Origin of the sequence: Tissierella sp. MB52-C2, assembly GCF_030931715.1 — a bacterium.
Lineage (GTDB): Bacteria > Bacillota > Clostridia > Tissierellales > Tissierellaceae > Tissierella.
In genome coordinates this window covers 1,953,759-1,967,334 of sequence record NZ_CP133261.1, presented here as the reverse complement: position 1 = coordinate 1,967,334, position 13,576 = coordinate 1,953,759, and the positions used below count along the sequence as shown (strand labels likewise).

14 protein-coding genes are annotated in these 13,576 nt (G+C 31.5%); all 14 read left to right on the top strand.

Annotated features, from left to right (window positions below):
• Positions 1-95: 95 nt before the first annotated feature.
• The gene (locus RBU61_RS09930) at positions 96-710 is read left to right on the top strand and encodes a hypothetical protein (protein WP_308875210.1); all 615 of its coding nucleotides are present in this window, start codon (positions 96-98) and stop codon (positions 708-710) included.
• 128 nt (positions 711-838) lie between these two features.
• The gene (locus RBU61_RS09925; protein ID WP_308875209.1) at positions 839-1,273 is read left to right on the top strand and encodes an Rrf2 family transcriptional regulator; all 435 of its coding nucleotides are present in this window, start codon (positions 839-841) and stop codon (positions 1,271-1,273) included.
• 12 nt (positions 1,274-1,285) lie between these two features.
• Complete coding sequence (gene nifS, locus RBU61_RS09920; protein ID WP_308875208.1) at positions 1,286-2,464, top strand: cysteine desulfurase NifS; 1,179 nt, start codon at positions 1,286-1,288, stop codon at positions 2,462-2,464.
• Positions 2,461-2,901 (top strand): Fe-S cluster assembly scaffold protein NifU, encoded by a 441-nt coding sequence (gene nifU, locus RBU61_RS09915; RefSeq protein ID WP_308879799.1) that lies wholly within the window; start codon positions 2,461-2,463, stop codon positions 2,899-2,901. The genes nifS and nifU overlap by 4 nt, the downstream gene beginning before the upstream one ends.
• 86 nt (positions 2,902-2,987) lie before the next feature.
• On the top strand, positions 2,988-3,164 hold the full coding sequence (locus RBU61_RS09910) for a hypothetical protein (protein ID WP_308875207.1): 177 nt from the start codon (positions 2,988-2,990) through the stop codon (positions 3,162-3,164).
• Between the two features lie 40 nt (positions 3,165-3,204).
• Positions 3,205-4,404 (top strand): AI-2E family transporter, encoded by a 1,200-nt coding sequence (locus tag RBU61_RS09905; protein ID WP_308875205.1) that lies wholly within the window; start codon positions 3,205-3,207, stop codon positions 4,402-4,404.
• A gap of 126 nt (positions 4,405-4,530) precedes the next feature.
• Positions 4,531-7,167 (top strand): alanine--tRNA ligase, encoded by a 2,637-nt coding sequence (gene alaS / locus RBU61_RS09900; protein ID WP_308875204.1) that lies wholly within the window; start codon positions 4,531-4,533, stop codon positions 7,165-7,167.
• 119 nt (positions 7,168-7,286) lie between these two features.
• Positions 7,287-7,517: an IreB family regulatory phosphoprotein gene (locus RBU61_RS09895; protein WP_374212523.1), complete on the top strand. Its 231-nt coding sequence runs from the start codon at positions 7,287-7,289 to the stop codon at positions 7,515-7,517.
• A 23-nt stretch (positions 7,518-7,540) separates the two neighbouring features.
• Positions 7,541-9,592 carry a hypothetical protein gene (locus tag RBU61_RS09890; RefSeq protein WP_308875202.1) on the top strand — a complete coding sequence of 684 codons (2,052 nt, stop codon included), beginning with the start codon at positions 7,541-7,543 and terminating at the stop codon, positions 9,590-9,592.
• A gap of 10 nt (positions 9,593-9,602) precedes the next feature.
• Positions 9,603-10,550, top strand: coding sequence for an aldo/keto reductase (locus tag RBU61_RS09885; RefSeq protein WP_308875201.1), 948 nt, complete (start codon positions 9,603-9,605; stop codon positions 10,548-10,550).
• A gap of 14 nt (positions 10,551-10,564) precedes the next feature.
• Positions 10,565-10,984, top strand: coding sequence for a Holliday junction resolvase RuvX (ruvX, locus tag RBU61_RS09880; protein WP_308875200.1), 420 nt, complete (start codon positions 10,565-10,567; stop codon positions 10,982-10,984).
• A gap of 1 nt (position 10,985) precedes the next feature.
• Positions 10,986-11,237: a DUF1292 domain-containing protein gene (locus RBU61_RS09875; protein WP_308875198.1), complete on the top strand. Its 252-nt coding sequence runs from the start codon at positions 10,986-10,988 to the stop codon at positions 11,235-11,237.
• 57 nt (positions 11,238-11,294) lie between these two features.
• On the top strand, positions 11,295-11,741 hold the full coding sequence (locus tag RBU61_RS09870) for a Fur family transcriptional regulator (protein WP_308875197.1): 447 nt from the start codon (positions 11,295-11,297) through the stop codon (positions 11,739-11,741).
• A gap of 84 nt (positions 11,742-11,825) precedes the next feature.
• The gene (locus tag RBU61_RS09865) at positions 11,826-13,487 is read left to right on the top strand and encodes a ribonuclease J (protein WP_308875195.1); all 1,662 of its coding nucleotides are present in this window, start codon (positions 11,826-11,828) and stop codon (positions 13,485-13,487) included.
• The last annotated feature ends 89 nt before the right edge of the window (positions 13,488-13,576 follow it).

Genomic DNA, 13,576 nt, shown 5'->3' with positions numbered 1-13,576 from the left:
TTTCTCACCTCGCAATTAATTTAGTAGCACATTGGTCTATATATACATAATATGATAATGAAAATAGAAATATTAAATTAAAAGGAGTGAATAGCGTGACTGAATTAAATCTTAATCAAAAAACAGTTGAGGCTCTTCAATGTCTGGAATTTGATTGCATAATTACGGATAAGGTATTTGCATCATGTCAACAAAGAGAATGCTTTCCACAGGTAGAAGTAGAATTATGTGATAAAGTCTTTGGAAGTATAAGATTTAGGCCTGGATTTATAGTACCTAATACATTAATAGTTACAGATACTGATACTCCTAATTTTAGGAGAGTAAGGTTTACTGTAAGAATCCCATTCCAGGTATTTGATCCTAACGGAAATCCAATAGCAGAAGGATTTTTACCAGACATATTAAAAGATATAATAATATATCTTCCAGACTCAAGAGATGAATTCGAATTTAGAATAGTTATAGAAACGGCATCAGAAGTTTTAGCACCACCGGTATTAACAGGAAAAATTCTAAGTTTCGTAGCAGGTACATTTATTATAATTAAAGTAGTAGGTACTGTCCAACTATTAATTCCAACTTTGGGATACTGTCCAGCACCACCTGAGTGCACTGAATTTAGCCCAACAGATATATGTGAAGCTTTTGATTATGCAGATTTTCCAGAATTTTTCCCACCACAATTAAATAGTGGAGGATTATGTTAAGGGAAAAAAGAAGAGTTAAACCTCTTCTTTTTTTTTGTAATAAATGAATGTTGACAAAAATACTAGGGTATAATATACTTATAATAAATACCAAGCGAACTAGTTGGGATTGAAAAAGAGGTGAAAAGATGAAGCTTTCTACAAGAGGGAGATATGGCTTAAAGGCAATGTTTCAGTTATCTTTATATTATGGAGATGGTCCTATATCTTTAAAACAGATTGCTGATGAACAAAAACTATCTGAAAATTATTTAGAACAACTTTTCTCGACTCTTAAAAAAGAAGGACTATTAAATAGTGTTAGAGGTGCACAAGGCGGATATATGCTATCAAGACAACCTAAAGAAATTACTGTAGGACAAATACTGAGAGCATTAGAGGGAAATATGGCACCATCAGATTGTGTAATGGACGATGAACACGAATGTTCTAGAGAAGATAGATGTGTAACTAAACTAGTTTGGATGAAAATGAAGGACAGTATAGACGAGGTCATTGATTCTATTACATTGCAGGATATGGTCGATGATGAAAATAAATTAAATAGAAAAGAACAGGTATAGGAGGAAAATAAGATGGATAAATATATATATATGGATAATGCGGCTACTACTCCAGTAAAAAAAGAAGTCTTAGATGAAATGATGCCATATTTTACTGAGAAATATGGTAATCCATCATCAGTTTACTCATTAGGCTCTATATCAAAACGAGCTATAGAAGCATCAAGAGAAAAGATTGCAAAAATAATAAATGCAGATAAAAGAGAAATATTTTTTACAGGAGGCGGCTCTGAAGCTGATAACTGGGCAATAAAAGGTATTGCTTATGGAAATAAACAAAAAGGAAACCATATAATAACTACTAAAATTGAACACCATGCAGTATTACATACTTGCGATTATTTACAAAAAAATGGATTTGAGATAACTTACTTAGATGTAGATGAATATGGGCTAATAAATTTAGATGAACTAAAGGAAGCCATAACGGATGAGACTATTCTTATATCTATTATGTTTGCAAATAATGAAATAGGAACAATCCAACCTATTAAAGAAATTGGAGAAATAGCTAAGGAAAGAAAAATATATTTTCATACAGATGCTGTTCAAGCCATGGGAAATATAGAAATAGATGTTAAGGAATTAAATATAGATTTAATGTCTATGTCAGCTCACAAGTTTTATGGACCAAAGGGTATAGGAGCATTATATATTAAACAAGGTGTAAGAATTGATTCTCTTATTTCTGGTGGTGGGCAAGAAAGAAATAGAAGGGCAGGGACTGAGAACGTAGCTGCTATAGCAGGAATGGGTAAAGCTATAGAATTAGCTTATGAAAACTTAGAAGATCATAACGAAAGGTTGACTAAATTAAGAGATAGTTTAATCAAAAAAATAGAAGATAATATACCTTATGTAAGATTAAATGGACATCCAACTAAGAGACTGCCAGGTAATGTAAATATTTGTTTTAGATTTATTGAAGGCGAGTCTTTGCTGCTTAGCTTAGATATGGAAAGAATTGCAGGATCCAGTGGTTCTGCCTGTACTTCAGGATCTTTAGATCCATCTCATGTACTTTTAGCCATTGGGCTTCCTCACGAAATCGCTCATGGTTCTCTTAGACTAAGCTTAGGAGATTTCAATACTAAAGAGGAAATTGATTATGTGGTAGAGAAACTTGTAAAAATAGTAGATAGATTAAGACAAATGTCACCACTATATGAGAAGATAAAGGAGGAACAATAATGTATTCAGAAAAAGTAATGGAGCATTTTCAAAATCCACGAAATGTAGGAGAAATTTTAGATGCAGATGGAGTGGGAGAAGTAGGTAATGCAAAATGTGGAGATATAATGAAAATGTATCTTAAAATAGAGAACGGAGCAATTGAAGATGTTAAATTCAAAACATTTGGTTGTGGTTCTGCCATAGCTTCATCTAGTATGGCTACAGAGCTAATTAAAGGAAAAACCATAGAGGAAGCTATGAATTTAACAAATAAAGCAGTGGCAGAAGCTTTAGATGGATTGCCACCGGTTAAAATGCATTGTTCGGTTTTAGCTGAACAAGCTATTAAAGCTGCTTTACTAGATTATTCAAAAAAACATAATGTTCATATTGATGGATTAGAAGATATAAATTTTGATGAAGATCACCATGATCATGGTTTAGAGGAGCTATAAAATAATATTGGATAATTTTGATAGAATTATTATCTTCTTTTAGTGGCAAGATATACTATAGAAATCACTATAAAGGAGATGAAATAATGTTCAATAATAGAAATAAGTATAATAATGGGGCATTTTGGGGAACGGTTATAGGGACATCTATAGGTATAATAGTCAGCAACCGAATTTCACCGATGAATAGAAAAAAAGTTATGAGATCTGCTAGGAAAATGGGTTCTAACTTAGTAGATGGAATGAATAATTTATGGAGATAGGCAGCAATTGCTGCCTATCTTTAGTAAAGGGGTGTGCATTATGATAGATTATTATCAGCCAGTTTTTTTAACTAAGATAGTATGGACCCTTTCTGTAATATTACTTATGCTAATTATCTATTATTTAATCAATATAGGTAATAATTTTGTTCCTGGCAGGAAGCAAATTAAAATAAATGATAAAAAACTTCTTCCTATACTAATAGGAATAGTTTTTTTGATTTTATTTTTTAACTTAATTAAAAAGTATGCAATATTATCAGATACTTTTTACACTATAATTTTTTCTGCAATTTTAGCATATCTTTTTAATCCAATAATTAATTACTTAGAAAAGAAAAAAATAAGTAGAGGTTTAGGTGTTCTAATATTATATATAGGAATAATATGTATGTTTTTAATTGTGGCATTTTTAGTAATACCAAGGTCAGGTAGTGAGCTTAAAAAGCTGATGACAAATATGCCAATATATCTAGAAAAAGCTTCAGCTTTAATGGATGAAGTATATAACAAATATTATTCCACTTTAGGAGATTTACCTCCTTTATTCCAAGGAATTCAACAAGTGGTCATGGAAAATATTGTTGGATTAGAACATATGGCTACAGATACGATTAAAAACTTTATTGGTGGTATATTAAATACTTTTTCAAAACTCGTTAGTTTAATATTGACTCCAATACTTACATTTTATTTCTTAGTAGATAAAGACTATTTTAAAGAAAAACTGATGCTTCTTATTCCAAAAAAATATAGAAAAGAATGTAGAAAAATATTTCTTGAAATAGATTACTCCTTATCTAAATTTGTTAGAGGTAAAATAATCATGGCAATGTATGTGGGAGTTACCACATCTATAGTTTTATCCTTGATGGGAATAGACTTTGCCATAGTTATTGGATTTATTACAGGTATTGCCGATGTAATTCCTTACATAGGTCCATTCCTAGGATTTGCACCAGCTGTATTCTTTGCTTACTTAGAGAGCCCCATAAAAGCAATATGGGTAGGAGTATTTTTCCTATTTATTCAATGGGCAGAAAACAATATATTAGCACCGAAGATAATAGGAGAGTCTACAGGGATACATCCTTTGATAATACTTGTTTCAATAATAATTGGTGGAGGAGTATTTGGAGTGCTTGGAATGGTTTTAGCTGTTCCAGTTGTTGCCGTATTATTAATCCTAATTAGGTTTACTAGAGAAAGGTTTAAAAGGTCTCCAAGAGTTCAGAAATAGATAGTATTTATTGACAAAGAGGAGATATTAAATTATAATCCAAATATAGCAAAGAGAGAATTTCGTCCCTCTATAGGGACGATTTTTTGCAATACATAAGAAAAAAATCATAGCGAGGTGTATATAATGAAAAAAATTGGACTACATGAAATAAGAAAAGAATTTTTAGATTTCTTTGGGGAAAAAGAACACTTAGTTGCACCTAGTTTTTCCCTTGTACCTAAAAATGATAAATCTTTACTATTAATCGGCGCAGGTATGGCACCACTTAAAAAATACTTTACAGGGGAGCAAACTCCACCTAGTAAGAGAATGGTTAATTGTCAGAAGTGTATTAGAACAGGAGATATAGATAATGTAGGTAAAACTGATAGACATGCAACTTTCTTTGAAATGTTAGGTAATTTTTCTTTCGGAGACTACTTTAAAAAAGAGGCAACTGCATGGGCTTGGGAATTTTTAAATAAGAGAATGGAAATACCAAAGGAAAATCTATGGGTAACAATATATGAAGAAGATGATGAGGCGTTTGAAATATGGAATAAAGAAGTGGGAGTTCCTGCTGAAAGAATAGTTAGACTGGGAAAAGAAGATAATTTTTGGGAGCTGGAAGTAGGACCATCAGGACCTTGTTCGGAAATATATGTAGATAGAGGAGAAAAACATGGCTGTGGATGCCCAGATTGTAAGCCTGGATGTGAATGTGATAGATTTATTGAAGTTTGGAATTTAGTATTTACTCAATTTGATAAGGATGAAAAAGGAGTATATCATCCACTACCTAATCCAAATATAGATACAGGTATGGGACTTGAGAGAATTACTTGTGTAATGGAAGGCGCAGAGACTATATTTGATATTGAAGCTATTAGAGAAATTTTAAGAAAGGCAGAGGAAATAGCAGGAATTACCTATGGAAAGGATTCTAAAAAAGATGAATCCATAAGAGTAATTACAGATCATACAAGAGCTATGACTTTTTTAGTATCTGATGGAGTATTGCCTAGTAATGAAGGAAGGGGATATGTACTTAGAAGACTTATTCGTAGAGCGGCAAGACATGGCAAACTTTTAGGTATAGAAAAAGCTTTCTTGAGTTCTATGGTAGAGGTTTTAATTAACTCATGGAAAGTAGAATATCCAGATTTAAAAATAAGAGAAGATCAAATTAAGAAAATAATTAAAGCGGAAGAAGATAAATTCCAAGAAACAATTCATCAAGGATTATCCATATTAGAACAATATATCGAAGAAATGAAGTCTAAAGGTGAAACGGTTTTAAGTGGAGAAAAGGCATTTAGACTATATGATACCTATGGATTCCCATTGGATCTAACAAATGAAATTCTTGAAGAAAAATCATTAGAAGTAGATGAAGAAGAATTTAATAAAAATATGGAAGAACAAAGAAGTAGAGCAAGACGTGCTAGGGAAGAAGGAGATAGTGGCTGGTCAAGTAGTAGTGAAGAAGATATATTTGGAGACCTAAAAACCATATTTAAAGGCTATGAAAAGACTAATATTGTGTCAGAAATTACTGGATTATTTTCTAATAATGAAAAAATAGAAAGTTTAACTTCTGGTGAAGAGGGAATAATTATATTAAATGAATCACCTTTTTATGGAGAATCTGGTGGTCAAGTAGGAGATACAGGAACCATAGAAAACCCTAATTTCAAGGCTATGGTATTAGACACTAAACATTCTAAAGGCGACCACTTAATTCATATAGTGAAGGTATTAGAAGGAGAAATAAAAGTAGGGGATAAGGTAATAGCTAATGTAGATGATAATAGAAGAAACTCTATTAGAAGAAATCACTCTGCAACTCATCTTCTTCATAGGGCATTAAAAGATGTTCTAGGTGAACACGTTAATCAAGCAGGTTCTGTTGTAATGCCAAATAGACTAAGATTTGACTTCACTCATTTTGAAGGAGTGACACAGGATGAATTAATGAAAATAGAAAAAATAGTTAACTCTAAAATTTTAGATAGCCTAGAAGTAGTTACTATAGAAACTTCTCTGACTAGAGCTCAAGAAATGGGAGTTGTGGGATTATTTGAAGATAAATATAAAGACGAAGTAAGAGTATTAAAAATGGGAGATTATTCAAAGGAACTATGTGGTGGAACCCATGTATTTAACACTGCAAATATAGGTATGTTTAAAATAGTTTCAGAATCAAGCATTGCATCTGGAGTAAGAAGAATAGAGGCCATAACAGGTGAAGGCGTATACGATTATCTAAACCAAATGGAAGAGGAAATCAATGAAATTTCTAATGTATTAAGGGCTAATAAGAATAATATATTGGAAAAAGTAAAAACTTTAACTGAAGATATAAAAGAGAAGGAAAAAGAAATAGAGAGTCTCAAGGGTAAAATGGCATCATCTATTGCAGATGAAATACTATCAACTAAAGTAGATATAGAAGGAATTACTTTAGTTGCTGCAAAAGTAGATAATTTAGATATGAATGGTTTAAGAAACTTAGGTGATGAAATAAGAAATCGTTTAGGTTCAGGAGTGGTAGTCCTTGGAAGTATACAAAATAACAAACTTTCATTTGTAACTATGGCAACCAAGGATTTAACAAATAAAGGAATCCATGCTGGAAATATAATAAAAGAAGTTGCAGGTAGAACTGGCGGCGGCGGTGGTGGAAGGCCAGATATGGCTCAAGCTGGTGGTAAAGATATTACTAAAATAGATGAAGCCTTGTCCATAGCTCCTGATTTAATTCGTTCTCAAATAAAATAATAATAAGAAATAAATATTAGCCTTAGGCTAATATTTATTTCTTATTGTCGAAGGATAATATGTGGTATAATATGAGTATATTAGGGGGTGTTTGTGTGAATAATAATTTTAATGAAACTATGAAGTTTGAAGTACCAAAGGATAAACAAAATTCAGTAAGAGATATAATCTTATCTGTATTTTCATCCTTAGAGGAAAAAGGATATGATCCAGTTAATCAAGTAATAGGGTATATCTTATCTGGAGACCCATCCTATATTACTAGTCACAACAATGCCAGATCCACTATATGTAGTATAGAAAGAGATGAACTATTGGAGGAATTGTTGAAGACATATTTAAAGAATTAAGATTTAGCTAAGGGAGAATTAGTGTGAATGTAAGAAAGCTTTTATTATTTTTAATATTGACTACAATCTTAGTACCAAGTGTATCTTTAGGAGCTAAGTCAGATAAAAAAGTATACTTAATAGTAGTAAATAGACTGACTCTAAAAGATATAGAAACCATGGGAAAATTAAAGAATGTAATAAAAGAAGGAAGTATTGGGCTAAAAAATACTAGAGGCACTTCAGGCTATACTGGTGCCGAAAGCTTTCTTACAATTAATTCTTCAGGAAAGGCTTATGCCAACTATGCTAGCATTAAATTTGAGACTATAGAAAATGGTAATATAATAAATCGGTCTTTTACAAAATTAATTAACTTAAATAAAGATAATAAATACACACCTTATCTAGGTGCAATCGGTGATAATTTACATAGAAAAGGGCTTAAAACGGCAATATATGGAAATAGTAATCTAGAAGATATGGAAATAAATACTTCGGCCTTAATTCCCATGGATTCAAAAGGCTTAATTGACTATGGAAACATAGATGATATAATTGTTGAAACTTTAGACTATCCATTTTTCATAAAAACAGATTATAATAAGATGTTGGAAGAAATAAAGGAAAGTCCGGGAGATTTCATTGTAGTAGAGACGGGAGATATAGAGAGACTTTACAGATATAAAGATAAAGATAATTTATCCTATGAAGAGTTTAAGGATATACGGGAAAAGATTTTATTAGATATAGATAACTTTATTGAAGAATTAATTAAGGAGTTAAATAAGAAAAGCTCTCTTGTTATGATTACAAGTCCTAATAGTGGAGATATGAAAATTGACAGCAATAGTAAGTTAGCTCCCATTATACTTTGGGGAAATGAAGTAGAAAATGGAGCTTTGATATCTAAAACCACCGGTAGGGAAAGTGTAGTTGCTAATATTGATATAGGGCCAACTATTATGGATTTTCTTGGAGCATCTAAGGATGGTATGTCCGGAACTGGGATTAAATCAATTAAGAAAGATATAAATTTAATAGACATAGTAAAACAAAGTAATAGCATTAATACAACATTTAGGGTGAGATATAACACCTTATATTATTATGGACTATTTTCAATGGTATCTTTAATCTTAGGCATTATTTTAGTTTTAGCTAAAGTGAAACTTTCAGGAAAAGTTAAGGAATATACTAGGATATTATTTGATATGGTAATTCTTCTACCTATTATCTTTATATTTGTTTCTATATTTAAGCCAGAAAATAATTATAGTTTTATTCTACTTTTATTATTTTTTATATTTATTTTCATATTTATTTTATGGTTAACTAGAAAGAGCAATAATCAGATTATGTATATTGGCGGAGCTTATGTTTTTATAATAATTCTTGATTTAGCTTTAAAGGGAGGCATAAGCAAATATTCAGTTTTATCCCATGATCCCATAATAGGGGCTAGATACTATGGTATAGGGAATGAAATGGTGGGTCTTTTTTTAGGTACCATAATTATATTTTCAGCAAATATATTAAAAAAATATAAAAGGAAAATAGTACCATTGATTTTATTAGCTTTAGCAATTATATTAGTTGGGCATCCAAAATACGGTGCCAATATTGGCGGATCAATGGCCTTTATAGTGTCTGCGTTTTTTTATATCATGGAATTATTTAATAAAGAATTAAATATAAAAGGATTAATTATCCCTATATTTTTAATAGTAGTTTTAATTTCCATAATGGGGTATATAGATATAAAGTTTAATCCAGATACTACTCATTTAGGAAATACATTATTGACTATTAAAAATAATGAGCTGCATTACTTAGATAGAGTAATGCTTAGAAAAGCTCTTATGAATATAAAATTAATAGGAAGTTCATTTTGGACATATTTATTATTAGTACATATGGTTTTACATGGTGTAATATTTAATAGAAATACAGAAAATGCCATTAGCTCAATGGCTAGAGCTGCAGGAATAGCAGGAGTCATAGGAGGATTTTTGTTAAATGATTCTGGGCTAATTTTAGCTGCCATATGTATGAATTTAATCAGTTCAGAGTTATATCTAGACTATATAGAGTAAGGTGAATCAATTGGAAAAAATAAATTTAGGAAATACAGGTATTGAGGTATCAAAGTTATGCTTTGGTTCTCTTACTATGACTCCTTTTCAAGCTAATTTAAGTGTAAAAGAGGGGGCATATCTCATAGAATATGCCTATAATAGGGGAATTAACTTTATTGATACAGCAGAAATCTATGAGAACTATGAATATATAAAAGAAGCCTTGAAGGGTAAAAAAAGAGAGGATTATCATATAGCAACTAAAACGTATGCATATACTAAGGAAATGGCAAAAGAAAGCTTAGACTTGGCATTAAAAGAGTTAGGAACTGATTATATAGATATTTTTTTATTACATGAACAAGAAAGTATCCATACTGTAAGAGGACATTTTGAAGCTATAGAATACTTTTTAAAAGAAAAGGAAAAGGGTAAAATTAAAGCAATAGGAATATCAACCCATAGAGTATCGGGTGCTAAAGCCGTAGGGGAAGTAAAGGAATTAGACGTAATTCATCCAATAATCAACAAATATGGTATTGGTATACAAGATGGAACAGTAGAAGATATGTTACGGGAACTAGAGATAATTCACAATATGGGTAAAGGGATTTATGGAATGAAGCCCTTAGGTGGTGGACATTTAATAAAAGATGTAGAAAATGCCTTTAATTTTGTAAGAAATATTCCTTATATAGATTCCATAGCTATAGGAATGCAGTCCATAGATGAAATAGATGCTAATATTCATCTATTGGAAAAGGGATTTATTCCTGATGATTTAAAGACTAACCTTAGAACAAAAAAGAGAAAATTAATAGTAGCAGATTATTGCTTAGGCTGTGGTAATTGTGTTAAAAGGTGTAAGCAGCATGGCATAGAAGTAATAGATGGTCTAGCTACTCCAAATGAGAATTGTATTCTATGCGGATATTGTGCAAAGGTATGTCCAGAATTTTGTATAAAAGTAATTTAATATAGGAGAGAACCATGGAAAGAATAATGGGTTTAGATGTGGGAGATAAGACCATAGGAGTTTCGGTATCTGATTTGTTACAGATGACGGCTCAAGGTGTGACTACCATAAGAAGAGAGAGTAAAGAAAAGGATTACAAGGCATTAGAGGATTTGATAAAAGAGTATAATATTAAAAAGGTTGTAGTAGGTTTGCCTAAGAATATGAATGGAACATTAGGGCCTCAAGGTGAAAAGACTATGAAGTTTGCTGAAAAGCTTAAAAATAAATTTAATGTCCAAATTATATATGAAGATGAAAGGCTAACTACTATGGCAGCTGAAAAGCTTTTAATTGAGGGAGATGTAAGACGAGAGAAAAGAAAAGGTGTAATAGATAAAGTGGCGGCAAACTTTATATTACAGACTTACTTAGATAGACAAGGGAGGGTATAATATGCAAGAAAGAATAGTGTTATTAGACGAAGATGGTAAACCACAGGAGTTTCTTATATTGGCCACATTTGGATTAGATGATGATGATTATGCAGCTCTAATGCCAGCAGACAATATAGATAGTCCCACTTATATTTTAAGAATGGAACGAGATGAAGATGGAGAGCTGATCTTAGCCGGAATAGACGATGATGAAGAATTGGAAGATGCCATAGCAGCCTATGAAGAGATGCAGAAGGAAAATCTCCAATAGTTGACAAATATAACAAATAATAGTATTGTTAATTTAAGAGTATAGCGGGTGAAGAAAATGGATATTAATATAAATTCTATAAAAGGAAAACTTCAAAATCAAGGATATAAGCTTACAACTCAAAGAAGAGCCATATTAAATTCAATAATAGATAATTCAGAACAACATTTAAGTCCTGAGGAAGTGTATAATATTGTTAAAAAGGAATATCCGGATCTAGGCATTGCTACTGTATATAGGACTTTACAATTGTTTGAGAAATTAGACATAGTTTGTAAATTAAATTTTGATGATGGATGTAGTAGGTATGAATTAAGTACAGGACCTGAAGGACACCATCACCATCACTTAATATGTTTGAACTGCGGTAAGGTTATAGAGGTAAAGCTTGATCTTTTAGAGGCTTTAGAGGAGGAAATAGAGAAAGAAGGGCAATTTACTATAGTAGATCATAATGTAAAATTCTATGGATATTGTAGTGAGTGTAAAGATAAATCCCTATAGGGATTTCTTTTTTGGGAAAATCTTATTTGGAAAGACTAAAAACTAGAAAAATGGAAAAAATAAAGACAGAAGAGGAGTGATTCAGTGCGAAAATCAAATAAATTAAAAATCATTCCCTTAGGCGGCCTAGGGGAAGTCGGAAAAAACATTACTGCGATTGAATATAAAGAAGATATGATCCTAATAGATTGTGGAATGACTTTTCCAGAAGATGAAATGCTGGGAATTGACGTTGTTATCCCTGATGTAACTTATATTCTAAAAAATAGGGATAAAATAAGAGCCATAGTTCTAACCCATGGACATGAAGACCATATTGGTGCTTTGCCATATATTCTAAATAAAATAAATATACCTATTTATGGAACTAAGTTGACTCTAGGATTAGTAGAAAATAAACTTAAAGAGCATAAACTAGACAAAGTAAATATGAATATAGTTAAACATGGTGAGACCATAAAGCTAGGAGTATTTAATGTTGAGTTTATAAAAACAGGTCATAGTATACCGGATAGTGCAGCCTTAGCTATTCATACTCCAGTAGGAGTAGTAGTTCATACGGGCGATTTTAAAATAGATTATACTCCGATAGATGGTGATGTAATAGATTTAAATCGTTTTGCAGAGCTGGGAAATAAAGGGGTACTATTGTTGATGTCAGATAGTACCAATGCAGAAAGACCAGGCTATACTATGAGTGAAAGAACTGTAGGTAATACTTTTAGAGAAATTTTCCTAAATCATAAACATAGAATACTAGTTGCTACTTTCGCTTCCAATGTTCATAGAATTCAACAGATAATAAATGCCTCTGAAGAAAATAATAGAAAGGTAGTCTTATCTGGTAGATCTATGATAAATACCATAGGAGTAGCATTAGAGCTAGGCTATCTTCATATGAAGGAAGGTACTTTAATAGATATAAATGATATGAACAAATATCCAAGTGATGAAATCACTATAATCACCACAGGCAGTCAAGGAGAGCCAATGTCGGCACTGTCTAGAATCGCATCAGGAGAGCATAAGAAAGTCCAAATTCAACCTGAAGATTTGGTTATAATCTCAGCTACACCTATACCAGGAAATGAAAAAACAGTTTCTAAGGTAATAAATAATTTAGTTGAAAAGGGAACGCAAGTTATATTTGAGTCATTAGCTGATGTTCACGTATCAGGCCATGCTTGCCAAGAGGAGTTAAAGCTAATGCTAACTCTAGTTAAACCAAAATATTTCATACCTGTACATGGTGAATTTAGACATCTGAAAAAGCACGCTGAAATAGCAGGAGCTTTAGGAACTTCCCCAGAAAATATATTTATATTAAATAATGGAGAAATAATGGAATTTACTAAGGATACAGCAGAGCCAGGCGGTAATGTACAATCAGGAAATATTTTAGTAGATGGATTAGGTGTTGGAGATGTGGGAAATATTGTGCTTAGAGATAGAAAGCATTTATCGGAAGACGGCTTAATAGTAGTTGTGGTTACCATTAGTAAAAAAGAAGGTATCATCCTAGCAGGTCCAGATATTATATCTCGTGGTTTTGTATATGTGAGAGAATCTGAAGATTTAATGGAAGAGGCTAGAAAAGTAGTAAGAGCAGTACTTGAAGACTGTGAAAAGAAGAAAATAACAGATTGGGCCACATTAAAATCAAATATTCGTGATACTTTAAGAAATCATTTATATGGAAAAATTAAAAGAAATCCAATGATACTGCCTATAATAATGGAAGTATAATATAAACCCTGGTATAGATTTATACCAGGGTTTTTGGTATAATAGTTTGGATAGGGAAAGCTCGGAAAATTTAATAGTTAGTTAAAAAG